The 22,985-nt window shown below is 61.4% G+C and carries 22 protein-coding genes and 1 pseudogene; 12 read left to right on the forward strand and 11 right to left on the reverse strand.

Annotated elements, in window-relative coordinates:
• Positions 1-12 precede the first annotated feature (12 nt).
• The 4 genes from LDN75_RS10400 to LDN75_RS10415 all read left to right on the forward strand — a co-directional run bounded on the left by LDN75_RS10400 (position 13) and on the right by LDN75_RS10415 (position 4,642).
• Positions 13-2,310 carry an alpha-L-rhamnosidase gene (locus LDN75_RS10400; protein WP_223937198.1) on the forward strand — a complete coding sequence of 766 codons (2,298 nt, stop codon included), beginning with the start codon at positions 13-15 and terminating at the stop codon, positions 2,308-2,310.
• A gap of 6 nt (positions 2,311-2,316) precedes the next feature.
• Positions 2,317-2,610 (forward strand): hypothetical protein, encoded by a 294-nt coding sequence (locus tag LDN75_RS10405; protein WP_223937199.1) that lies wholly within the window; start codon positions 2,317-2,319, stop codon positions 2,608-2,610.
• A gap of 162 nt (positions 2,611-2,772) precedes the next feature.
• Positions 2,773-3,831, forward strand: a complete 1,059-nt coding sequence (locus LDN75_RS10410) for a LacI family DNA-binding transcriptional regulator (protein ID WP_223937200.1) — start codon at positions 2,773-2,775, stop codon at positions 3,829-3,831.
• A gap of 634 nt (positions 3,832-4,465) precedes the next feature.
• Entirely contained in the window at positions 4,466-4,642 is a 177-nt protein-coding gene (locus LDN75_RS10415) for an IS110 family transposase (RefSeq protein WP_223937201.1), read from the forward strand.
• Here the strand turns inward: LDN75_RS10415 and LDN75_RS10420 are convergent.
• Complete coding sequence (locus LDN75_RS10420; RefSeq protein ID WP_263422359.1) at positions 4,639-5,376, reverse strand: DeoR/GlpR family DNA-binding transcription regulator; 738 nt, start codon at positions 5,374-5,376, stop codon at positions 4,639-4,641. The two genes, LDN75_RS10415 and LDN75_RS10420, sit on opposite strands and share 4 nt — an antisense overlap.
• Positions 5,377-5,796: 420 nt before the next feature.
• Between LDN75_RS10420 and LDN75_RS10425 the strand changes: the two genes are divergently transcribed.
• Genes LDN75_RS10425 through ilvC form a run of 8 tightly spaced genes read left to right on the forward strand, consistent with a single transcriptional unit; the run spans position 5,797 to position 13,183 of the window.
• A complete protein-coding gene (locus tag LDN75_RS10425) occupies positions 5,797-6,897 on the forward strand; it encodes an ABC transporter substrate-binding protein (RefSeq protein WP_223937203.1) in 1,101 nt (366 codons plus the stop codon).
• A complete protein-coding gene (locus tag LDN75_RS10430; RefSeq protein ID WP_223937204.1) occupies positions 6,897-7,991 on the forward strand; it encodes an ABC transporter ATP-binding protein in 1,095 nt (364 codons plus the stop codon). The genes LDN75_RS10425 and LDN75_RS10430 overlap by 1 nt, the downstream gene beginning before the upstream one ends.
• A gap of 34 nt (positions 7,992-8,025) precedes the next feature.
• Positions 8,026-8,715, forward strand: coding sequence for an RraA family protein (locus tag LDN75_RS10435; RefSeq protein WP_223937205.1), 690 nt, complete (start codon positions 8,026-8,028; stop codon positions 8,713-8,715).
• Positions 8,705-9,619 carry an ABC transporter permease gene (locus LDN75_RS10440; RefSeq protein ID WP_223937206.1) on the forward strand — a complete coding sequence of 305 codons (915 nt, stop codon included), beginning with the start codon at positions 8,705-8,707 and terminating at the stop codon, positions 9,617-9,619. Before LDN75_RS10435 ends, LDN75_RS10440 begins: the two co-directional genes overlap by 11 nt.
• Complete coding sequence (locus tag LDN75_RS10445) at positions 9,616-10,413, forward strand: ABC transporter permease (protein WP_223937207.1); 798 nt, start codon at positions 9,616-9,618, stop codon at positions 10,411-10,413. The genes LDN75_RS10440 and LDN75_RS10445 overlap by 4 nt, the downstream gene beginning before the upstream one ends.
• A 25-nt stretch (positions 10,414-10,438) precedes the next feature.
• On the forward strand, positions 10,439-11,251 hold the full coding sequence (locus tag LDN75_RS10450) for a carbon-nitrogen hydrolase family protein (RefSeq protein WP_223937208.1): 813 nt from the start codon (positions 10,439-10,441) through the stop codon (positions 11,249-11,251).
• A complete protein-coding gene (locus tag LDN75_RS10455) occupies positions 11,244-12,161 on the forward strand; it encodes a creatininase family protein (RefSeq protein ID WP_223937209.1) in 918 nt (305 codons plus the stop codon). Before LDN75_RS10450 ends, LDN75_RS10455 begins: the two co-directional genes overlap by 8 nt.
• Entirely contained in the window at positions 12,158-13,183 is a 1,026-nt protein-coding gene (gene ilvC, locus LDN75_RS10460) for a ketol-acid reductoisomerase (protein ID WP_223937210.1), read from the forward strand. Before LDN75_RS10455 ends, ilvC begins: the two co-directional genes overlap by 4 nt.
• Before the next feature lie 124 nt (positions 13,184-13,307).
• Here ilvC and LDN75_RS10465 read toward each other — a convergent pair whose 3' ends face one another.
• From LDN75_RS10465 to LDN75_RS10510, 10 genes and pseudogenes are all read right to left on the reverse strand, one after another.
• Entirely contained in the window at positions 13,308-13,535 is a 228-nt protein-coding gene (locus LDN75_RS10465; protein WP_223937211.1) for a hypothetical protein, read from the reverse strand.
• A gap of 18 nt (positions 13,536-13,553) precedes the next feature.
• Entirely contained in the window at positions 13,554-14,210 is a 657-nt protein-coding gene (locus tag LDN75_RS10470; protein WP_223937212.1) for an HAD family hydrolase, read from the reverse strand.
• Complete coding sequence (locus tag LDN75_RS10475) at positions 14,207-14,578, reverse strand: RidA family protein (protein WP_223937213.1); 372 nt, start codon at positions 14,576-14,578, stop codon at positions 14,207-14,209. The genes LDN75_RS10470 and LDN75_RS10475 overlap by 4 nt, the downstream gene beginning before the upstream one ends.
• A gap of 41 nt (positions 14,579-14,619) precedes the next feature.
• On the reverse strand, positions 14,620-15,873 hold the full coding sequence (locus LDN75_RS10480) for an FAD-dependent oxidoreductase (RefSeq protein WP_223937214.1): 1,254 nt from the start codon (positions 15,871-15,873) through the stop codon (positions 14,620-14,622).
• Positions 15,870-17,312 carry an NAD(P)/FAD-dependent oxidoreductase gene (locus LDN75_RS10485; RefSeq protein ID WP_223937215.1) on the reverse strand — a complete coding sequence of 481 codons (1,443 nt, stop codon included), beginning with the start codon at positions 17,310-17,312 and terminating at the stop codon, positions 15,870-15,872. Before LDN75_RS10485 ends, LDN75_RS10480 begins: the two co-directional genes overlap by 4 nt.
• A 15-nt stretch (positions 17,313-17,327) precedes the next feature.
• Positions 17,328-18,743, reverse strand: coding sequence for an FGGY family carbohydrate kinase (locus LDN75_RS10490; protein WP_223937216.1), 1,416 nt, complete (start codon positions 18,741-18,743; stop codon positions 17,328-17,330).
• Positions 18,740-20,281, reverse strand: coding sequence for an amino acid permease (locus tag LDN75_RS10495; RefSeq protein WP_223937217.1), 1,542 nt, complete (start codon positions 20,279-20,281; stop codon positions 18,740-18,742). The genes LDN75_RS10490 and LDN75_RS10495 overlap by 4 nt, the downstream gene beginning before the upstream one ends.
• A 283-nt stretch (positions 20,282-20,564) precedes the next feature.
• Entirely contained in the window at positions 20,565-21,167 is a 603-nt protein-coding gene (locus tag LDN75_RS10500; protein WP_263422360.1) for a DeoR/GlpR family DNA-binding transcription regulator, read from the reverse strand.
• A gap of 331 nt (positions 21,168-21,498) precedes the next feature.
• Positions 21,499-21,921: a UTRA domain-containing protein gene (locus LDN75_RS10505; protein ID WP_263422361.1), complete on the reverse strand. Its 423-nt coding sequence runs from the start codon at positions 21,919-21,921 to the stop codon at positions 21,499-21,501.
• A 131-nt stretch (positions 21,922-22,052) separates the two neighbouring features.
• Positions 22,053-22,778, reverse strand: a pseudogene (locus tag LDN75_RS10510) (amylo-alpha-1,6-glucosidase); the annotation flags it as partial.
• Between the last annotated feature and the right edge of the window lie 207 nt (positions 22,779-22,985).

The raw sequence follows: 22,985 nt of genomic DNA on the forward strand, positions 1-22,985 counted from the left end.
TGGAGTACGAAGATGACTTCCTGGCATGCCCGACTGGTTTCTTCTGATGTTGATTTTGGTGGTGCCCCGCTGTTGCGCGGGGAGTTCCTCCTTGAGGAGGGACATGGGGAGGTTCTCTCGGCGACCCTGTTCGTGTCCGCGCTTGGTGTGGTTGAGGCGTGGGTGAACGGGAGCCGGGCTTCGGAGGATTTGCTGACGCCGGGGTGGTCGGCTTATGAGTGGCGGGTCCGGTATGCGGAGCTGGATGTGACCGCGTTGGTGGGGCCGACGACGGTGCTGGGCCTTGCGCTGGGTAATGGCTGGTACCGGGGGAGGTTGACGTGGACTGGCGCGTCGGCGTTGTACGGGGATGAGTTGGCCGGGTTCGCGGAGTTGCGGGTGCGGTTCGCGGATGGGCATGTGCAGGTGTTCGGGACGGATTCCTCCTGGAGCGCGGGGGCGTCGGCTACGACTTCGAATGACCTTTATGACGGGCAGGATATTGATGCCCGGAAGTACGACGACGGGTGGCTGGCTCCTGGGTTCACCTCACCTGAGTGGGTGGGCGTGCATGTGCTCGACGACGGCCTGTCCCGCCTTGAGCCGTATGTCGCTCCGCCGGTGCGGAAGCAGATGGAGCTGGAGCCTGTCAAAGTCTGGGAGTCGCCGTCGGGGAAGGTGCTTGTGGACTTTGGTCAGAATCTGGTCGGGTGGGTGCGGACCGAAGTGGTCGGGCCGGAAGGCACTGTGGTGACGTTGCGGCACGCTGAGGTCCTTGAGCATGGGGAACTGGGCACGCGGCCGTTGCGCACGGCGGAGGCGACGGACCGGTTCACGCTCTCGGGCGGGGCGGACGTATTCGAGCCGACGTTCACGTTCCACGGCTTCCAATATGTCGAGGTGGCGGGTTGGCCCGGCGGCGCCGGGGCCCTGCGGGACTTGGGCGGGCTTACCGCCGTCGTGATCTCGTCGGATCTGAAGCGGACGGGGACGTTTGAAACGTCGAACCCGCTCCTGAACAAGCTGCACGAGAATACAGTGTGGGGTATGCGTGGGAACTTCGTTGATGTGCCCACGGATTGCCCGCAGCGCGACGAGCGGCTCGGGTGGACCGGGGACATCGCGGCATTCGCCCCCAGCGCATGTTTCCTCTTCGACTCCCGGGACTTCCTGCGTGACTGGTTGCGTGATCTGGCGCTTGAGCAGCAGCATCAGGACGGCATCGTGCCCTATGTGGTCCCGGATGTGCTCAAGTACGTCGAGCACTCGGCGGAGCTGCCCGATCTGGACACCACGGCGTTGTGGAGCGACGCGGCCGTGTGGGTGCCATGGGCGCTCTGGCAGGCCTACGGAGACCGGAGGGTACTTGAAGAGGCGTTCCCGTCGATGCTCGCCCATGCCCGGCGTTTACGGCAGTTGCTCTCGGCGAACGGGCTCTGGGACACTGGGTTCCAATTCGGCGACTGGCTGGATCCGGACGCCGCACCTGAGCAGCCCGCGGAGGCCAAAGCCGACCGGCATGTTGTTGCCACGCTCTGCGCGTACCGCACCGCGGACCTTCTCGCGCGCACCGCCGAGATCCTGGGCGACGCCGCAGCCGCCGCGGAATTCCGCGGCATGGCCGACGGATTGCGCACCGCATTCAACCAGCACTATGTCCAGGGCGGGGTGATTACGAGCGACTGCACCACGGTGTACGCCCTCGCGATCGTTTTCGGAATCCTGGGCGAGGCCGACGTCGAGTTTGCCGGCGACCGGCTGGCCGGACTCGTCGAGGCCGCCGGACACCGGATCTCGACTGGGTTCGCGGGCACCCCGTTTGTCACCGATGCCCTCACCGCAACCGGTCATCTGGACACGGCGTACGGGTTGCTGCTGCAGACAGAATGCCCGTCTTGGTTGTACCCGGTAACGAAGGGCGCGACGACCATTTGGGAGCGCTGGGACTCCATGCTCCCGGACGGGACCATCAATCCCGGCGGCATGACGAGCTTCAACCATTACGCCCTCGGGGCGGTGGTCGACTGGCTCCATCGCTGCGTTGGTGGTCTTGCGCCGCTGGAGCCTGGCTACGGACGCATTCTGGTCGCCCCCCAGCCAGGCGGCGGGCTCACCTGGGCCAAGACCACTCTCGAGTCTCCGCACGGACTCGTGTGTGTCCGGTGGGAGCTCACCTGTGAGGATGAGTTGCACCTCGTTCTCGTGATCCCCGCAGGCACCGAGGCTCTCCTGCGTATCCCCGGCGCGGCGGAGGAGGTCCTCGCCGCAGGCGCCCATGAACGGCGCCTGCCGTGGAAGTCCAAGACCTCAGCCCTTGCACTGGAGGTATGACCTGCCATGACGTCCATGATCCCAACCGGGTCCGGCGCCATCGAACTGGCCGACGCGACAGCCACCGACTCACACCCGGCCATCGAGTCTTGTGAGGGGTTAGAGCCTGGCGACAGAATCGAGGCCTGTAGAGCCGGCACGGTCCACTTCTCAGGGCGTGTCACGGAGCTGATGCCTCAGTTCGACCTGTTCTGGGCAACCGACCACCACGGTGAGCGGCGCATCGTCGAGTTCCAGGAATACCGTGTGAGACGGATCGATACCAGCGAAGCGGGTGAGCAGTTGGGGGAGCGGCCGTGAGTGTCCTGCGTTCCCCACTGTTCTCCTGGATGAGTACTGCAGGCCGGTGTTGCGTCGCGCGAACAGATGATCGTTTTTGCACGCGCTTGCGGGCAGCTACCCGATTAAGTAGGGGCTTGGCCAGATGCGTTCTGCGAGCGGAGGGCGACGGGGATAACCGCAGTGGCAGCGACACTCATTGACGTGGCCCGGTGGGCCGGCGTATCTGTTGCCACGGCATCACGTGTCCTCAACGGGTCGGGGAATAGACGGTCGAAAGCGGATATTGTTGAACGCGTCCGATCTGCTGCCCAGACGCTCGACTACCGGCCCAACGCAACAGCACAGGCCGTGATCCGGGCAACATCCAGACTCCTAGGGCTCGTCGTCCCTGACGTCGGCGACCCCTACTTTTCCGCAATCGCCAAAGGAGCCCAGGAAGCAAGTGCGCGGAACGGGACGTTGTTGCTGTTGTCCTGCATCGACGGAAGCACTGGTGGCGAACTGCGTGCGTTTAAGGCACTCGTTTCCCAGCGTGTGGAGGGGATCATTCTCGCAGGCAGCAGGTGCGATGGTCCCGGTTTCCGGGAAGAGACCTTGCTCCTGGCGGCGGCAGCAGAAACATACACACGTTCCGGGGGGCGCGTGGTGACCGTAGGGGAAGGAATCCTCGACAACACCTCCGGCGCTGAAATTGTCCTCCGCATCCAGGAGGAGGAACGCGCCGCTGAACTGGCCTCCGCTTTGGCAGTTCGGGGCTGCAGCAGTTTCACGATTGTCGCGGGCCCTGAGCTCGTGCGCCAATCCGATCGTCGGGTTAGCGGGTTCATCCGTGGGCTGAGAGAGTCGGGTGCTCCGACGGCCAACGTGATCCGCGGCGAGATGAACCGTTCGGGCGGCCTCAAGGCCGGAGAGGAAGTCCTTCGCAACATCCGGGACCAGCAGTACGGGATGAGGCACGGCGTCCTTTCCGTCAATGACAGGGTTGCAATGGGGTTCATTTCAACCCTCAGCGCTGCCGGCTACGAAAGCCCCCGCGACTACGCCATCGGGGGCTTTGATGACATTCCTCAAGTCAAAGACTTTTGGCCACGCCTGTCGACCGTGAGACTCCCGCTCCAAAAAATCGGCGCCCGAGCAGCCGAGATGTCGCTCGGGGACGACGTTGACTGTGTCCTGAAAGGGGAAGTGATGCTCCGAGCCAGCACAACCGATCCAGTAAAGTCAATCGGCAAAGCGTGAACGGCATGAATGAACTGTCGAAGTCGCTGTCTGAGTGCGAGCCGTGGACCGTAAACGTTGGGCATGAAGCAGGCGGGACTGGGCGTGCGACGGCCCGTCAAGAAATTCCAAACGGCATTTCCTGCCCACTGGATCGTGTGACCACGACAACGCTTGATTGTCAGCATTGCCGCTATCGACAGTCGAAAAGTGCGACATTTTGTCGCCGGGCACTTTCGTGGCCGCCATGGGCTCCCCGTGTCTTAACAGGCAGCGAGACGTGTTGTTGTGGGACGAGGTCATTCCGGCAGCGACTACGTCGGGCAGAATGGCAATATGCCCTCGGTAAATAGAATGACGTGCTCGGCGCTTCACGGTCGTTGATTCCGAATGAATGGGACCGGCCAGGGAAGCGGCGATTATCGCTGAGACAGCCCGCACCATGCCCCATCGCGGACATGTCAGGGCACGGCTGACGAAACATGCCCCCTCGGGCCGCTGAACGCCTCACCGACGCGGTCTCCGCAGCCCTCGGGGAACAGACCGTTGTGGTCGTAGATGCAACGCCGCGGGCGTCCTTCTGCCGAAATTCGCAGAGCAACTCCTCTCCCTGCGCCATCATTGTGATGGTATTGCCGCCCAGGTCGAGGCCGTCGTGGAGACCCACCCTCTTCACAAGGTCCTGACCTCGATGCCCGGCATAGGCGTCATGACCTGCGTACGCATCCTCACTGAAGTGATCGGCAAACACTTCGCCAGCGCAGGGCACCTGGGCTCCTACGCCGGCATCGCCCCGGAGGAAAACGCCTCAGCCGGGCCCGATGGCGTTTAAGCGATGAGGATTACCCCGTTGTGTTTCTCTAATTCCTCTCGAATCTCAGCCGGTGGTTCAGATTCGGTGATCAGCCCAGCCAGTTCGTTCAGTCCTGATACGCGATGTCGGGCTACCCGCCCGAATTTCGAGGAGTCCGCCAGAATGTATGAAACAGCGGAGTTCTGAACGATGACCTTCCTCGCGGCCGCTTCTTCAAGGTAGTAGTCGGTGAGACCGGCTTTGGCATCAACACCGCCTGATCCCAGGAAGGCAATGTCCGGGTGAAGGTCTCGGAAGAAGTTTTGCGCGTTGGAGTTGGAGAGCGCCATGTCCCCGCCGCGGAGCCTCCCGCCCGCGACGTGAACCACTAGGTTGGGATGGTTCGACAGCTCGATGGCGACGAGCAAGGAGCTCGTGGCGACCGTACCGCGGAAATCAGTGGGGATGGACCGGGCAACACTCAGGGCTGTCGTGCCGACGTCAAGGACGATGAATTGTCCTGGCTTCAGGAGAGTGGCCGCTGCTTTCCCGATGCGGTCCTTGGCTTCTCCGGCAACGTTTGCGCGTTCAGCAAACGGAGGCTCTTCTCCTGGTGGCAGGGGAAGTGGAGCTGTCGCGCCGCCGTGGACACGGGATAGCAGTCCTCGCTTCTCCAGTAAGGCCAGGTCCCTGCGAATCGTTTCGTTGGATACGGAAAGAGACTGCGCGAGGTCTTCTGTACTTACGACTCCAGTTCCATGTAGTCGGAACACAATCTGCCTATGTCTTTCAGCAACGAGCATCTTTGACCGATTCTGAGGCTTTTCGTGGGTTCATGCCACTCAGTATCACCGCTAGTGGTCGTTCTAATCAAGGCTGAGATCGTACTCTCTGCCCGAATTTGACCGATTGGATGCCAGAAGGGGCGAGTTGATCCACCGAAACGAACAGCCACCACGCTGTTATCACTGTGGACGTAGGCGTTCAGGGCGGTCCCAGAATGCGCTAGTTCCAGAGGTTCTGCCCGCCGCAAGCGTGGTGAGCGTGTGAGATTTCCAAGTGCCTGCCGTCACAGAATGATGTAACTCTTGACACACAGTAGTCCACAGATTCAGAATGAGTTCCACAAAAGTCCTCACTTTCGGGCATTCGTCTCCACATCGCATTCACCGACCACTATTCAGGAGCACACTTTGGCAACACGTACCTGGCGCCTATTCCAAGGAGCTGCGCTACTCGCACTACCCGCCCTTGCCCTCACCGCATGCGGTGGTTCTCCCTCCACTCCGTCCGCCGGCAACGACGACATCTCTGGCGAACTGGTCTTCAGCATCTACCCGGGTGTTTTTCAGGACAACTACGTCAAGGCGGTCGTGGAACCGTTCAAGAAACTCCATCCGGACCTAAACATCTCGTTCGTTCAGGCACGAACGAGCGCAGAGTCGCTCGCGGCTCTGCGCGCCGAGAAGAATAGCCCCAGCGTGGATGTATCGCTGCTCGACTTGGCGGTAGCACGAACTGCCAATGCCGAAGGCATCTTCCAGGCTCTGGACCCAGCGGCAGTACCCAACCTCAAAGACCTCGACCCCAAAGCCCGGATCGCTGGCGACATGGGTGCCGGTGTGACATTCGACAGCGTTGCCCTGATGTACAACACCAATGCAGTCAAGACAACGCCCGATTCTTGGAAGGCCCTCTGGGACGATCCCGCTGCAGACGGCAAAACCGCAATTATCGGCCCGCCCGACCTGACCAGCACAGTCGGACTCACGGTTATCACCACCCAGATGGAAGGCGGCGACTACACCAAGTCGGTCGATCAGGGCATCGCGAAGTTGGCCAAGCTATCGCCGCGAGTCGAAACCTGGAACCCGCAGCCCGACCCGTACACGATGGTCCAGAACGGCAGCGCATCCTACGGCGTTGGCTGGAACGCTCGTTCCCAGCTCTTCGCAGACCAGGCCAAGGGGTCCATGAAGGCCATCCTTCCCAAGGAAGGCACGGTGCTGCAGGTTAACACCCTGAATCAGGTCAAGAACTCCCCGAACCCGAAGGCTGCCTCCGCGTTCATTAATTACGCACTGAGCTCCGAAGCCCAGGGCAGCTTTGCCAAGCTGATGGCCTACGCGCCGACTAACACCAAGGTCCAACTTTCGGCCGAGACCCTGGAAAAGATCCCGGTCGCAGATCCTGCCAAGTCCGACCGTGTCATCCCGCTGGACTGGGATGTCGTTGTCAAGCAGCGTGATAGCTGGGCCACCCGCCTTAAGACTGAAGTTGTGGGGGCCAAGTAATGCCTTCGGCTGACTCGACGCCGCGCGCCGGATACCTCAGCATCAGCGCCCTTACGAAGCAGTACAAGAACACGTCCATTCCAGCGGTTGACCGTGTCTCACTGAATGTCGACGAAGGCGACTTCCTGGCCTTGCTTGGTCCATCGGGTTGCGGCAAGACCACTACCCTTCGGATGATCGCAGGGCTCATTGAACCTTCATCCGGTTCGGTGTCCGTCCAAGGTAAAGACATCACAAAATCTCCGGTCCACAAGCGTTCAATCGGAATGGTTTTCCAGAACTACGCACTCTTCCCGCACCTGGACGTCAAGTCGAACGTGGCCTACGGACTAAAGATGCGCAGAGTTCCCAAAGCCGAAATTGCCGTCCAGGTCCAAAATGCCCTCGATCTGGTTCGTCTGGGCCATCTCGCGGACCGGAGGGTGACAGCTCTCTCTGGCGGCCAGCAGCAACGTGTCGCCCTCGCCCGGGCCATTGTCGTCAACCCACAACTGTTCCTGATGGACGAACCTCTGTCGAACCTGGATGCCAAACTACGTGATGCCATGCGTACGGAGATCCGAAGCATCCAGCGGAAGATGGGTATTACTTCCGTTTTCGTCACCCATGACCAGGACGAAGCCCTCACGATGGCCGACAAGATCGCCGTCATGTCCGAGGGCGTGCTGGAACAATTCGGCACGCCGAGTGACATATTTGAACGCCCAGCGACCCGCTTTGTAGCGGAGTTCGTCGGCCAGGCCAACCTGCTGGACGACATTAAAGTGTCGGGCAGCGCCGGCAATCATGTTCTGGACGTTCCAGGGGCGGGGCACCTCAGTGTCCCGCGCATCTCAGGAACCTACTCCGGTAAGTCAACCGCCATGGTACGCCCTCACCAGCTCAAGGCCCACAGCTTCTCGAGCTCCAGCAACGGCATCCGCGGCGACGTGCGCTCGGCAACGTACTTCGGTGACACCATCCAGTACGAAATCCAGGCTGGGCAGAACCTCCTTAGGGTCCAGATGAGGGCCGATGGTTCCCCCACGCTGGCAGTTGGCTCGGAAGCGGCCATTACGGCCGCCACGGACACCATTCATTTCATCGCCGCCTGACCCCGGACCCTGACCACAACGCTAGGAATTTCCCATGGCTATCACAGAGCGCCCCAACGGCGCACCCATCAATCCTGAACTGCACGCCAAGCTCAAGCGCGTCAGTTACCCGACTATCGGCCACTTTCACGAACGCGGCTTCGTCGAGTCCGGGATAAAGTCCCACCTTCCCGGCAGCAAAATCCTCGGGCGTGCTGTCACCGTCCACATCCCGGGCCTGGATTCGTCCCTGATGCACCGGGCAGTGGCCCTGATGGAACCAGGCGACGTACTGGTGGTCGCAACGGGAGGGGACCGCCGTCATGCGCCCGTCGGCGAGGTTGTCGCCCATGCCGTCAAGGTCGCCGGTGGCTCGGCCATCGTGATCGACGGCGTCATGACCGATGTCAACGAGGTGGCACGGATCGGCCTGCCGGTCTTCGCCCGAGGCAGCAGTGTCCTGACGACGAAACTCCTCGGCGTAAATCAAGGAGGCGTCAACGTTCCGGTCAGCATCGGCGGGGTTGCCGTATGTGCGGGGGACATCATCCTCGCCGATGACAACGGCGTGCTCGCTCTGGCCCCGGAGGACGCCGAGTCGCTCATTGATCAAGCCCTCGATTCGGACGCCAATGAACACGTCCTGATCAGCAAGCTCGACAATGGAACACCCCTCCCGGATGTCACCATCGCCAACCGCGTATTGGCCCAGCATCTCAAACCGGCAGCCGACCATGTCCACTAAAGAACTTCACAGACCGGCGGCGACTGCCGCGGAACCAACGGCAAAGAAGCTGCCGCCGTTCTTGTTGTCCACCATGAAACTTGCTCCGGGCTTGCTGTTGATTGGCGTTGTGTTCGGTGTGCCGTTGGCATGGCTCTTGCGGATGTCCTTCAATGGGTTTGAAGCGGGCGGATTGATCCACGAGGCCTTCACCGCCGACTCCTACATCGAGTTTTTCAGCAGCACATTCAACCTGGGTATCATCGGACGCACCCTCTACCTAGGCGTGGTGGTGACTGCCGGTGCGTTCCTTTTAGGCTTTCCGCTGGCATTGTTCCTGCTCCGTACAAACTCCCGCTGGAAGAGCGCGCTTCTCGTCCTTGCGCTGGCTCCGCTTCTGACCAGCGCCGTGGTCCGCACCTTTGGCTGGATGGCAATCTTAGGTGACGAAGGAATCGTCAACGAAACGCTCAAAGCAATCGGCCTCATCTCCCAACCCATCAAACTGGCCAACAATGAACTGGGCGTCATCATCGCCCTCGTCGAAATCCTCATGCCCTACATGATCCTGAGTGTCGTCACCGGCTCCTCACGCTTGAACGACACCACGTTGGAAGCTTCCGCCACATTGGGAGGAGGTCCGATCAGGACGTTCTTCAGGGTGGTCCTTCCATTGACCATGCCCGGGATCGTTACCGGCTGCCTCTTGGTCTTTGTCCTGACCATCAGCTCTTTCGTCACCCCGGCACTCGTCGGTGGCGGGCGGGTATTCACTATGGCCACAGAAATCTTCGACCAAGCCGTGAACTCCCTGAACTGGCCGTTGGCGGCGGCGATCTCATTCATCCTGATGACACTCTTCGCCGGCGTCCTGGTCGGCTACCAGCGCATCATGAACCGCTTGGATTGGAGCCGTTCCTCATGAGAACCAACATCCTGGGTCGTTGGCCCGTTCGCATCGGTGTCACGGCGCTTTACCTCTTCCTGCTGGCTCCAATCATTATCACCGTGATCATCTCCTTCTCGGCCGATGACATCCTCCAGTTCCCTCCCAGCGGGTGGAGCTTGAAGTGGTACCAGGCGCTATTTGCCAATGGCGGTGGGTTCGCCAATGCCTTGCAGGTGAGCCTGTTCGTCGCGGCGGGATCCTCGGTATTGTCGGCCGCCGTTTCCATACCGGCGGCTGTCGCACTGGCCCGTGGTAAGTTCCGTGGCCGTAGCGCAATTGAAAGCATCTTCCTGGCGCCCTTGCTGGTTCCTGCTATCGTCGTCGGCCTTGGCCTGTTGCTGGTCTTCAGCCCGCTCGGCTTGAAGGGCACCTATCAAGGGCTCATTCTGGCCAATGCAGGCCTGGTCATTCCCTATGTCATCCGGACAACGCTGTTGAGCCTGACGACCATGGACGCACGGTGCGAAGAGGCGGCCCAAACGCTTGGTGCCTCACCGGCGACGGTTTTTCGGACGGTTACCCTGCCGTTGATCTTCCCCGGCGTCCTGTCAGGTTTCATCCTGGCGTTCCTGCTCACGTTCGATGAAGCCGTGGTCAGCCTGTTCCTCGTCTCAAGCAGGGTCAGGACACTGCCCATAGCCATGTTCGACTACGTGCAGACCCGCACCGATCCACTCCTGGCCGCCGTATCCACGATGTTGATCGTCCTAAGCATTGTCATTGTGATCGTCGTGGAACGTCTGGTCGGGCTCCGCAAGGTCCTGCGCTAGCGGGCCCCTTAGTGAAAGAAGCACCATGTCACCGAAAATAGCAGTCGCCCAATTCAGCGCCGGCACCAACAAAGCCGAGAACCGGGAGAACATCGCTGCGCTGGTAACCCAAGCGGCCGCAGATGGATCCGACTTGGTCGTCCTTCCCGAAAACGCCATGTACAGCCCGCCCGACTCCACCAGCGCCCTATATCCGGTCTCCGAAGACCTGGACGGAAATTTCGTCCAGTTCCTGCAACAGCTGGCCCGGGAACACAGCATCTGGATCGTCGCGGGCATGACGGAAAGCGTCCACAGCACCGAAAAAGTCCACAACACCGTCATCGTGGTGGACCCAGCGGGTGAGCTGCAGGGCGCATACCGGAAGATCCATCTCTACGATGCCTTCGGTTACCGCGAATCGGATGCCGTTCAGGCCGGTGAACTTGATGACCCGACGACGTTCACCGTTGACGGAACCACATTCGGGCTGCTGACCTGTTATGACCTCCGCTTCCCGGAATCTGCACGTCGCCTTGTCGACGCCGGGGCTGAAGTCATTCTCATCCCGGCGGCCTGGGTGGCTGGTCCCCTGAAGGAAGAACACTGGAGTACCCTCATCCGCGCCAGGGCCATCGAGAATACCGTTTACGTCGCCGCCGCTGGACAAACCGGGCCGATTTGCATTGGTCGGTCCGTCATCGTCGACCCCTCAGGTGTCATCAAGGCCGAAGCCGGTCCGCGGCCTGGGCTGGTCAGCCATGAGTTATCGTCCGAACGATTGGCAGAGGTCCGTGCCTCAGTTCCCGTCCTTGAGCATCGCCGTTTCTATCTCCAGAAAGTCAACGCACATGACTGAACCTAACACTGCCGCGTCACGCCTGGTGGGCGCCCGGCCGGAGCCTGGCGGCCCGCGTCTGCTCGGTTCCATGAGCTGGACGGAGGCAGCCGAGGTCGCCAAAGAGAATCCAGTTGTCCTGCTGCCCATTGGCGCTATCGAACAGCACGGTCCCCATCTTCCTCTGGATGAAGATGCATTGATCGCCGATCACGTGGCCCGGGAAATATCCTCAGCCACGGGAGCGGTGGTGGCACCGACGTTGCCCTATGGGCACTCCCATAACCTTCGTGGGTACACTGGCACGATCAGCCTTCCTCAAAGGGTGCTGACCGACGTCGTTGTATCCATCGGGTCAGAACTGGCTCGTCACGGGTTCAAACGGATCGTCCTGGTCGATGGCAACGGGGGCAACCTGGGGGCAACTGCTGAGGCTGCCTACATCCTGCGGGACAGATTCGGTATTCTTGTGGGCCGGCTGTACCCATGGGGTCTTGGCTATAGCTTGATGAGGGACGCTTATAAGGATCCGGACAAGGTCTACGGGCATGGGGCTGAGCCCGAGATGTCGGCCATGATGGAAATCTTTCCGGGCGAAGTCCGCCTCGACCAGCTGCCGGAACCGGAACTCAGGCCGTTCCAAGGATGGCGGCCCTCAAGCTATACCCAGGCGCTGGTCCCTCCGCACGACCTTCCCGGTGAGATTTTTTGGGACTTCTCCGAGATTTGCCCCTCCGGCGTCACCGGAGACTTCAGCGAGTCCTCAAAAGACATGGGAAAGATCTGGGTAGAACGCGTCATCGGATTCTGCATCGACTATGTACGGGAATACGAACGCAACACCCGAACCGCCGATGGGACCACCCCTGAAAGTCTCAGCCAACCCGCCGGATGCATCCCGGCACCAAGCCTGACAGGAAATCGAGCATGACCACACTGTTCTACAACGACGACGCCGATCTGGCCATCATTCAGGGCCGCAAGGTTGCCGTCATAGGCTACGGCTCGCAGGGCCACGCGCACGCGCTGAGCCTGCGGGATTCCGGGGTCGATGTGACCGTCGCCCTCAAGGAAGGATCCAAGTCCCGGTACAAAGCGGAGGAAGACGGACTGCGGGTCCTCACTGTTCCCGAGGCCGTGGCCGAGGCGAACGTCATCATGATCCTGGCACCGGACCAGACCCAGCCGGCGCTTTACGCCGAGGAGATCGCTCCAAACCTGCAGGCAGGTGATGCGCTCTTCTTCGCGCATGGCTTCAACATCCGCTATGACTATATCCAACCTCCGGTGGACGTTGACGTCGCCTTGGTCGCACCCAAGGGACCGGGGCACATTGTCCGCCGGGAGTTCGAAGCAGGACGGGGAGTGCCGGCCCTGATCGCCGTGGAACAGGACGCCTCCGGTGGTGCACGGGAGCTTGCGCTCTCGTATGCCAAGGCCATCGGGGGAACCAGGGCCGGGGTCATTGAGACCACGTTCACTGAGGAAACGGAGACTGACCTTTTCGGTGAACAGGTGGTGCTGTGCGGTGGCACCGCACAGTTGGTCCAGTACGGCTTCGAGACTCTGACCGAGGCCGGGTACAAGCCGGAAATCGCCTACTTCGAAGTCCTGCACGAGCTCAAGTTGATCGTTGACCTCATGGTCGAGGGCGGCATCGCCAAGCAGCGCTGGAGTGTCTCCGACACGGCAGAGTACGGAGACTACCTCTCCGGGCCGCGGGTCATCACGCCGAACGTGAAGGAGAACATGAAGGCGGTCCTGTCCGACATTCAGGACGGCACCTTCGCCAAGCGCTTCATCGACGATCAGAATGCCGGAGGCCCCGAGTTCGCCGCCCTGCGGAAGAAGGCTGAGGCGCACCCGATTGAAGCCACCGGCCGCGAACTGCGCCGCCTCTTCTCCTGGGTGCAGGGCGATGACGACTACACCGAGGGAACAGCCGCCCGGTAACCGATCATAGGTTCGTCCCTCTCGCGTGGGGCGGACCGACGGCGAAGGGCGGGTCCTGGTCCGGAAGGAAAGCTTCCGGACCAGGACCCGCCCTTCATTAATGCAGTTTTGGGTAAACGGACTGTCACTGGTGGGACCAGACGGCCAGCTCGTCGTCGTGAACGTCAACAAAGAGACGTTGATCAGGTCCATGGGCGCCGATCCAGAATCCACTTCCGTCAGGCATGATTGTTTCGACTGTTCCCTGCCTGATACTGGCGCCGCAGCGCCGCAACTCGACGGCATCCCCCGGGCGGACGGCCCAGGGGCGCAGTAACGGAGTGGCGTACTCTTCAGGCTCGTTGAGGGACATCGGGGCTCCTTTGGTGTGTTAGCGCCAGTTCACCGATCTATGGGAGCGTGAAGCGCTTTGCAAAAGTGCGGTGGAGCGAGCGTTGGCGTTGACGATGACGGTGTTTTCTACTTCACGGGCCAGGGGAAGGTCGCTGGCTGAATCGGTATAGAGGGTTGCACACCTCAGAGTGAATCCTGCCTCCTTGACGGCAGCTACTTTGGCATGAGCGACGTTGTGGTGTGAAAGGCGGGGATGCTCTGGGAAATCGAGCCGTGAAGCCAGGAGAGCCACATGTGCCAGACCAACGAAGTTCATGTAGGCCCTGGCAAGGGTTTCCTCCGAGGCCGTTACCACGGCCGTTGGTCCATTGGCCGAGGCCGCACGGCAGGCCTCAACGGCCTCATGGACGACGGCGGTTCCAGACGCCAGGTCCCTTGCGACCTCAACCGCAAAACGGTCATAGCTGGCCCGGTTCATCCCACGCAAGGCGATTGAGACCAGCAGCCGATTCATGCGGGGCCGGCGGGTGCTTTCGGATGGAGAAAGCACCGCAATCAGGAACACAGGAAATGCTGCCACCAAGCGCCACGGGCGGGCGGCCAGACGGCGGCTGATCAGCGCGGCCATGGTGTCCGTTCTGATCAGCACGCCGTCGAGGTCAAAGAGGGACTGGGATCCCTCAACTGGTGTCACTGCAGGTAAGCGTCGGCTTCGATCTCGACGAGGAGGTCCTCGGCGGCCAGCGCGCCGACCTCGACCACTGCGGTGACCGGACGGATGTCACCGAAGATTTCGCCGTGGACGGCACCGACCGCGTCGAAGTCGGCGATGTTGGTGAGGTAGATGCGGGTGCGGATGACGTCGGGGAAACCGGCGCCTGCTTCTGTCAGGGCTTTTTCAATGCGGGCGAAGATCTCACGCGTCTGAGCCGCTGCGTCCTCTCCGACCCCGCCGGAGGTGGTACCGGCGACGACGACCTGGTTGCCGATGCGCACGGCGCGGGAGTAGCCGAGAACGGGTTCGCGGGAGGACCCGGAGGAGATGTTTTGACGCTGGGACATTTTTGCCTTTCCTAGGGTGGTGCTTGGTTTTGTGATGGTTTTTAGTTGGCCAGAGCTATGCTGACAGGCCCGGCTTCCCAGTCAATGCCGTGCAGCACGTCGGAGGGAACCCGGAATACCCTCCCGGGGGCCGCGGGCCACGGGAGACGTTTGCGGGCGATGACACGGCCTTGCTGGCGAAGCACGACCTGCGGGAAAGCGACATAGGAGTCGCTCCAAAGGAGGAGGCGGCCACGGGGTGGGGCAGAGTCGTTCCGGTGCAGTTTGGACGGCGAGATCCAGCGCAGGGGAGCTTCGGCACTGAGCCGGATTCCATCCCCCTTGGCACGTTCGCCTTTGAGGTACTTGACAACGTGACCAGCAACCGCGGCTCCGTCCAGAGCGGCGACATCGGCTGTGTCCACAGGGTGGAGCATGTTTCCGATGGCGAACACCCCGGGGGTGCTGGTCCGCAGTGAGGCGTCCACGACAGGAGCCTTGCTTGCGGGATCGATCTCGAGTCCGGCGGCCCGGGCGAGTTCGTTGTCCGGAATCCAGTCGCCGGTGAGAATCACGGTGTCGCAGGCGACCATCTTCCGTTCCCCCGTGTCGAGGTTCTCGATTTCCACAGCTTCAACGACCGGTTTTCCAATGATGTTGGTGACCCTGCTGCGCGTGGCAACCTTGGTTCCGAACATGATCTTTCCGGGCCCGCTGAAGAACGAGTAGGCGTCAGGTTTCGGATATTCGGTGGTCATGAGTACGGTTTTGCACCCTGCATGCTGCAGCGTCATGGCCGCAGACCAGCTGACCAGTTCGGCGCCGACGATGACGGCTTTCTTGCCAACCTTGCCGTGCTTGAGGTGCACGATGTTCTGCAGGTGGCCTGTGGTGTAGATCCCCTGTGCCCGATCACCGGGGATGAGACGGGCGGGGCGGGGACGTTCACGGGCACCGGTGGCGAGGATGACCACATCCGCGTCGATCCGGGTCCTGCCCGCAGGCATCGTGACGTTGACGGAGCGGGGGCCAGCCCAGTCGGTGACCATCGCGTTGGTGATGATCTTCGCTCCCGCAGCGGCTGCGTTTTCCCGTAGGATCCTGGCGTACTTCGGGCCGCTGATGAATTTGCCCATATCACGGATTCCGTAGCCGAGATGGTCGCTGTGGCGAGGGATTCCTCCGGCCACACTTTCCCTCTCGAGGACCAGGACCTCACCGTTGACTTTGGGGGCGAGTTCGGCTGCGGCGCGAAGACCGGATGGGCCGGCGCCGATGATCAGGACGGCAGGGTTCAGGGCCTGTCCGGTAGTCACTTCTTTACCTCCGTGAGTGTGCGGGTTTCGGCGTGTGAGCAGCCGGCAGACTTACCCTTTGTGTCAAGCAGTTCTTTTACTTCGGCCCCGCAGAAGAAGCCCTGGCAGCGGCCGTTGTGTGCCCGGGTTCGGCGGCGGAGGCCCTCCAAGGTGGTCGGGGGGATTGGGCTGGAGAAGGTGTCCCGGATTTCTCCGGCGGTGACGCGTTCGCAGAAGCACACGATTTTGCCGTACGCGGTGTCCGCTGCGATGCGCGCTTCGTCCTGATAGGGCCGAAGGAATGCTTCGCCGATGTTCGGCATCAGCGGCGGTTCGGGAAGGTCGGTACGTTCAGTCAGGTCAATGGCCCCTGATTTCTTCAGGAGATCGTCGACGTACTCGGCGACGGCGATCCCTGAGGTCAGGCCGGTCGACCGGATGCCGCCGACCAGAACGTACTGCTGCTCGGCGTCGACTTCGATGAGGTAATCGGGGTAGTCGCTGGCCGCGCGCAAACCGGCATAGGTGGCGGTGACTTCTTCCTCAAGGAGGGCGGGCATAAGTTTTTCGCCCTTGCCCTTGAGGAATTTAAAGCCGCTTTCGGAGGTACCAGTGGCTTCCCGGTCGTTCAGGTCCTCGGCCGTTGGGCCCAGCATGACGTTTCCATAGATCGTCGGGCTGACCAGCACGCCCTTTCCCAGCGCAGTGGGTACGGGCAACACAATTTTGTTTACCAGAGGGCGTGCCTGCTTGTCGTAAACGAGCAGTTCGCCGCGGCGGGGGGTTAGGTGGAAGCGGTCATATCCGAACAAGGCATCGATCTTGTCGCCGCCGAGGCCTGCAGCATTAACGACCCAGTGGGCGGTGATCCGGTCGATGCTGGTGAACAGGTGGGTGACGTCACCGCTACGTTCGATGCTGGCAACGCGGCGGCGGAGAAGGACTTCGGCGCCCCGCTGGACAGCGTCCGTGGCCAGAGCGAGGTTGGTGGTCCAGGTGCAGATGATCGACTCATCGGGCACGGTGAGCCCGCCCATGACGCCGGCCCCCAGGTTGGGCAGGGCGGCGTAGACTTCTTCGGCGCTGATGATTTCGGTTTTGGTATAGCCGTTCTTCCCGGCCTTTTCCTTGAGACCGGGCAGCGCATCGATCTGTTCCTGGTCCCACGCGACAAGAATCGCCCCGGTGGGTTCGACAGGGATGCCGGTGGCTTTGGCGTAGTCAGAAAGCAAATGGAAGCCTTCATGGACCATCCGTGACTCAAGGGTTCCGGGCTTGGCGTCGAATCCTGTGTGCAAGATCGCGGTGTTGGCCTTGCTTGTGCCGTCGCCGACATCTTCGCGGGCATCGATGATAGCCACGGAGAGGTTGTAGCCTGCGAGTTTGCGTGCGATTGCCGACCCGACGATGCCGGCGCCGATGACCGCGACGTCGTAGGTCTTGGTCTGTGTTGTGCTCACGTTCTTTCTCCTTGCTTAATGAGCTGATTCGGCAGCGGCGCGCCAATGAGACCGGAAATCGGCTGCTTGGTCGGCGGACCACTTTGGTTCGTAAACGGTGCTTGGCTGCCAGGGGATGACTGCGTTCTCTAGGCTGCGTGTCGGTTCAGCGGCGACACGGGCCAGGGCGGCTGCACCCAGGGGAGTGGCGTGCTGGGAGGGGTACACGGCGATTTCCATCTGCATCAGGTTCGCCACCGACTGCATCAGGACCTTGCTCTGTGTCAGGCCGCCGTCAACGCTCAAGCGCTGGAGTGGACTGCCAATGTCGGTTGCGATCAGGTCACCCACTTCGGCGACTTGGGCGGCGATGCCTTCCAGTACCGCCAGGACCATGTGTTCCCGGCCCGTGGAGAGAGTCATGCCGCTGAAGGTGGCTTTGGCGTCAGGTCGCCACCAGGGCGCGGCAAGTCCAGCCAACGCAGGAACACTGAGCACACCCTCAGAGCTCGTAGCCGAAACGGTGTCCAGCTCGGACGCTTCGTTGATGAAACCCAGCTGCTGGAGCCAGCGCACCGCTGAGGCGGCGGTGTAGATCTGTCCGTCGAAGCAGTAGGAAGCCTTGTCCTGTACGTTCCACGCCACCGAGGCGGTCAACCCTGCCGATGAGCGGGCGGCGGATGTGCCGGTGTTAGCCAGCAGGAAGGCACCGGTACCGAAGGTGCACTTGGCTTCGCCGGGGCGAAGGCATCCTTCGGCCAGCAATGCTGCCTGCTGGTCGACGATGAGTCCGCCGACGGCCATGACTCCGCCAAACGCGCTGGTTGCTCCCGCGATCTCGTCTGATTTCAGGATCCGGGGGAGGCGTTCACCCTCAAGTCCGAATAACGCAAGCAGCTCGGGATCCCAGTCCGTCGTGTCCAGATCAGTGACAAGCGAACGGCTGGCGGTAGAAACGTCCGTGACGAACTCACCGGTGAGTTGATGGATCAGCCAGGTGTCGGAGGTTGTGACGACGCCTTCGCGGGTAATGTTGCGACGGATCCACGCCTGCTTGGGAGCTGAGAAGTAGGGATCCAGGACGAGTCCCGTGCGTCGGGCGACCTGTTCACCGTGCTCGGCCAGTTCACTGCAGATGCCATCGGCCCTGCGGTCCTGCCACACGATCATGTTCGAGAGGGGTTTTCCCGTCGCCGGGTCCCAGGCGAGCACCGTTTCACCTTGGTTGGCCAAGGTGACGATATCGATCAGAGCGTTGGATTGAACGACAGCTGCGCGTCCGGCTTCGAGGACTGAGTTGAGGAGTTCCTGGGGGTTCTGTTCGACACCGCCGCCGGGGAGGTAGCTGGGGCGGACCGTGCGTTCAGCCAGGCCGAGGATTTTGCCTTCGCCGTCGACTACGACGGCTTTGGTGCCGGAGGTCCCTTGATCGATGGCAAGTACGGTGGTCATACCCGTTTCCCTTCTGCGCTTTTGGCGTCTGCGTCAAGTTCGGCGTCAATAGAGTGCATGTCCGGCATCGCAAGACCGGAAGGTCCGCCACGTTTGATCAGCAGGAAGAGCAGGTAGATCGCTCCCAAGCCGACCATCAGAGCCACGTAGACCCACGACCCGGCGAAGGATGAATCCCGGAAGATCAACAGCACGAAGACCAGCCAGATCGACGCCAGAACAATGACGGGAACTTCGAACTTGCCGAGGGTAAATCCACGGCTGGTTGGCAGGTTCTTTCGCTTGATGATGTACAGCAGCACTGTTGCGGCGTAAATGACTGCGGGTAAGAGCGTGGCGGCTGCAAACAGGCTGAAGAGCGTGTCGGTCTGCAGCGCGAAAATGGCCAGGATCAGTTCCGCGATGGCGAAGATCAGCCAGGTCGCCGCCGTGGGGGTGCCGAATCGTGGTGAGACCTTGCGCCACACTGCGTGACCTGGGAAGCGGTCGTCCCGGGACATGGCCCAGACCAGGCGGACGGCGGTCATCAGGATGACCATGCCGCAGGCAAAGATTGCGACGACCACCATGACCAGCAACGCGGTTCCAACGACCGGTCCCAAGACGCGGTTGATGACGTCGGCTACGGGGGTTCCGGACTCTGCGAGGGCAATCGGGTCCCCAGCAAGCATGGTGATCGCTATCAGGAAAAGGAAACCCAGGGTTCCCGAGGCAATGACGGCCTGTGCCATGGCTTTGGGCACTACTTGGGCCGGTTCCTTGGTTTCTTCGGCTAGGTTTGCCGCGGATTCAAAGCCGACAATGGTGAAGGCACCCAGCAAGGTTCCCGTCATCCACGGTCCAACCTGCGTCAACGTGCCAAAGTCCACGTAGCCTTCGGCGGGAATCGCCCCGGTGGAGAACAGGTTTCCGACGTTCAGCTCCTTAGCGGCGAAACCCACGACGAAGAGCAGCACCACAAGCAGGATCATGCCGATGAGTTCAGCGGACACCGCCCAGTTGTTCACGCGTTCGGTCCACTTGGTGGAGAACGCTACAAGAAGGGCTTGCAGCAGGATCACGATCGCCGTGATGAGCCAGGCATTGGCTGCGGTTCCAACATATCCAAGGAGTACCGGAAGGACCGCCGAGGCGATGGTGTAGTCGACGGCTACGACGACGATGACAAGGAAAGTGAAGGACATCCAGCCCATGATCCACCCCAGGACCGGGTTCGCCAGACGCGACATCCACTGGTAGGAGTAGCCGGTCACGGGAATGCGGGCGGCTAAGGAGCCGAAGATGAAGGCCACCATGAGTTGGCCGATGGTTACGATCGGCCACGTCCAGATTCCCGCGGGGCCGGAACTGTTCAGTACCGATCCGTACGTAGTGAAGATGCCGGTTGCGATCGACACGAAGGCGAAGGCCACGGCGAAGGAGGCGAACCGTCCGGTGCCCCGCTTCATTTCTTGCTTGTAGCCAAACTCAGCAACGTTGCTGCCCCGGTCACGGGCAGGCGCGCCGGCCTGCTGTCCGGTGAATTGATTGTTGTTCATGGGGATCTCCTCGGGGGCTCCCTGGTATTCGTGGTCATGGAACCAGCTTGCGCCGGGACGCCTTCGTTGGCGCCGAAAACTTGCCTCGGTAGCGTGCGTGTCCTCAACTCTTCCCATCTGTGCAGTAGTGACCAGATGTGTGGATTAATGAGGATTCTTGAGGAAAAGTATGGATTGGATTGTGGCAGGGGTCAAGTCCCGGCGTAACGTCGGCCACACAGCCTTAAAAGAAAGAGGGCCCCTGACCGCCGTGATATCGGCGATCGGGGCCCTCGGAGCCACCTCAGGAGTCCGGCAGAATCAGCTGCGCTCCGTGTCGATGAAGCTCCTGGACGAGGCTTTCGTGGGGGATGCTTTCCGTGATTACTCCGGTGACGTCGCTAAGATCGCACACGTGGTACGGAGCCACTTTCCCTAGTTTGCTGGAGTCGGCGACGATGTAGGAACGCTGGGTATTTCTGAGCATCTCCTGTCTGGTGGCCGTTTCGTCGCGGTAGAAGTCAGTCAGGCCTTCTTTGGCGGCCACGCCGCCAGATGATAAGAAGGCGACGTCGGTGTTCAGGTTCCGGAAAAAGCTCACGGCCTGGGAGTTGGAGCAAGCAAGATCCCCACCGCGGACCCAGCCCCCCGAAAGGAGCACGTCGAGCCCCGGTCTCCCCGCCAGTTCACCGGCAACGAGCAGGCAGGGAGTGGCGACGACACCGCGGAAGTCCTTGGGCAGAGCTTTTGCGATTTGCAGTGATGTTGTTCCCACATCGATGGCAATGATGTCCCCGTTTTTAACCAGGCCTGCTGCAGCGACACCAATGCGCGCTTTTGCCTCACGCTGTTCGTCCAACCGAATATCAAAGGGCTCTTCCGTTTTGACGTGGGAGGCGTCGGCCAAGCTCATGGCTCCTCCATGAACGCGGACAAGCTGCCCATTTTTCTCCAGCAGGGTGATGTCCCTTCGGACTGTTTCGCCCGAAACGCCCAGGCGTTCGGCGATTTGGTCCGTTGATAGGACACCGAAGTCGTTTAGCTCCGATAGCAGTTTGGCGCGACGCGCAGCCGGTAACACCTTGGGTCCTCCTTGTGTTGATTATCCCCACGTTACTTGGCTGGTGACGACGCCTCACGCACGCCGCGCCTGACTTGCAGTGCAACAGGGCGGTGCGGTCCGTTGTTGATCCGCTTAGTGCTGCGGGAAGGAGAGGCAGCCCCTTGGTAGCGCCCGGTCAGGCGCGCCGATACAGGTCGGCCTCGAACCGGTATGCGTCTCCGCGGTATTTGTTCAGGCCCAGCAGGATAGGAATGCCGCCGGTGCCGTAGGCGATCTCCTGGCCCACCAGGACCGGGGCACCGGTTGCTATGCCGAGGAGAGGTGCCAGGACTGAGTCGGCTGTGGCGGCGATGAGGCTGTAAGCGCTGCGGTGAATCATAATTCCGGACTCCGTTCTCAGGGTCTCGTAGAGTGCGGCGTCATTGAGGTTGGCGCTGGCCAGTTCCGGGGCGCGGCTTTCGGCGATGACGACGACGTCGAAGCAGACGGGTGTCCCGTCCATGCCCCTGAGCCTGTCTATCTGAATGACGGCTGAGGCCGGGGCGATTCGCAGCTTTTCAGCTTCTTCGAATGTTGCGGGTCGTACTTCCTGACGCATGACCTTCGCTGTGGGCCGAAGACCTCGGGCGCGGGCCATCTCTGAAAAGGATTGCAGGGTGCTGGGGGAGCAAAAGGGAACAGCACTCAAAATTGCTGACAATTCAAGAAACGGCACCCGGCCCATACTGTCTACTGAACGCTTCCTCTGTGCTCCTCTTGCGCCACCAGTTCGGTCATCCAGGGTCTGTGCCCGTGATGGAGCGTCATTCCCTCCGGGAGCCCTTGGACTGTCGCAACGGAATTGGCGATGTCGATAGTGATCCGGCCCCCGGCGACGGGCACGTTGGTGATGTTGAGGTCGCCGAACGACTCCGGCAGCGCGGGATCCAGCCACAGGCTACCCCGGGAAACGTGCGCGTCGTACCGCATCAGGCTCGTGATCAATCTGATGGGTGTGGTCGCAGCCCAGGCCTGGGGTGAGCAGGCTGTTGGATACGGCACTGGAGCGGCGAGAAGATCTCGGTTGAAGCCACAAAACAGCTCAGGTAGTTGGCCCTCGGTGTACTCGGCCGCCTCGAAGAGTGCTGTGGCTATGCGTTGTGCCTCGGCCACGAAGCCGTAGCGCATGAGGCCGGCCGCGATGATGGCGTTGTCGTGCGGCCATACGGAGCCGTTGTGGTAGCTGGCGGGGTTGTAAGCGCCTATATCGCTGGCCAGAGTTCTCACGCCCCAGCCGCTGAACATCTCCGGGGACATGAGCCGTTCGGCCACCAGGGGCGCCTTATCTTCGTCCACGATTCCGAGCCACAGGCATTGCCCCATGTTTGACGCACACGCGTCAACCTGTCGTTTTTTGCCGTCCATGGCGACGGCGTAGTACCCGCGATCCGGCATCCAAAACTCTTCGTTGAACTTCAGAGTCGAGGGACCTGGTAACCAGCCCTGCAGCACCGAGGCGATCGACAAGTTTGGACATGGAAGCCATTGAGACCCCGAAGGTAAGGGAGGTGCTCCCTGACAGGGGTGCCGTGGGTTGTCCGTTGCGCGGCCTTCTCGGCTAACCCAGCCAGCAGCAACGCCAGCAGAACGTACGACGGCGGGTTCCTCCCGCCGTCGTACGTT

The sequence above is a fragment of the Arthrobacter sp. StoSoilB5 genome (assembly GCF_019977235.1).
Taxonomy (GTDB): domain Bacteria; phylum Actinomycetota; class Actinomycetes; order Actinomycetales; family Micrococcaceae; genus Arthrobacter.

What these genes read in the sequence shown, in the direction of transcription:
- LDN75_RS10400 (WP_223937198.1), top strand. Translation starts at nt 13, where the DNA reads ATGACTTCCTGGCATGCCCGACTGGTTTCTTCTGATGTTGATTTTGGT.
- LDN75_RS10405 (WP_223937199.1), top strand. Translation starts at nt 2,317, where the DNA reads ATGACGTCCATGATCCCAACCGGGTCCGGCGCCATCGAACTGGCCGAC.
- LDN75_RS10430 (WP_223937204.1), top strand. Translation starts at nt 6,897, where the DNA reads ATGCCTTCGGCTGACTCGACGCCGCGCGCCGGATACCTCAGCATCAGC.
- LDN75_RS10435 (WP_223937205.1), top strand. Translation starts at nt 8,026, where the DNA reads ATGGCTATCACAGAGCGCCCCAACGGCGCACCCATCAATCCTGAACTG.
- LDN75_RS10440 (WP_223937206.1), top strand. Translation starts at nt 8,705, where the DNA reads ATGTCCACTAAAGAACTTCACAGACCGGCGGCGACTGCCGCGGAACCA.
- LDN75_RS10445 (WP_223937207.1), top strand. Translation starts at nt 9,616, where the DNA reads ATGAGAACCAACATCCTGGGTCGTTGGCCCGTTCGCATCGGTGTCACG.
- LDN75_RS10450 (WP_223937208.1), top strand. Translation starts at nt 10,439, where the DNA reads ATGTCACCGAAAATAGCAGTCGCCCAATTCAGCGCCGGCACCAACAAA.
- LDN75_RS10455 (WP_223937209.1), top strand. Translation starts at nt 11,244, where the DNA reads ATGACTGAACCTAACACTGCCGCGTCACGCCTGGTGGGCGCCCGGCCG.
- ilvC (WP_223937210.1), top strand. Translation starts at nt 12,158, where the DNA reads ATGACCACACTGTTCTACAACGACGACGCCGATCTGGCCATCATTCAG.
- LDN75_RS10465 (WP_223937211.1), bottom strand. Translation starts at nt 13,535, where the DNA reads ATGTCCCTCAACGAGCCTGAAGAGTACGCCACTCCGTTACTGCGCCCC.
- LDN75_RS10475 (WP_223937213.1), bottom strand. Translation starts at nt 14,578, where the DNA reads ATGTCCCAGCGTCAAAACATCTCCTCCGGGTCCTCCCGCGAACCCGTT.
- LDN75_RS10490 (WP_223937216.1), bottom strand. Translation starts at nt 18,743, where the DNA reads ATGACCACCGTACTTGCCATCGATCAAGGGACCTCCGGCACCAAAGCC.
- LDN75_RS10495 (WP_223937217.1), bottom strand. Translation starts at nt 20,281, where the DNA reads ATGAACAACAATCAATTCACCGGACAGCAGGCCGGCGCGCCTGCCCGT.
- LDN75_RS10505 (WP_263422361.1), bottom strand. Translation starts at nt 21,921, where the DNA reads ATGCGTCAGGAAGTACGACCCGCAACATTCGAAGAAGCTGAAAAGCTG.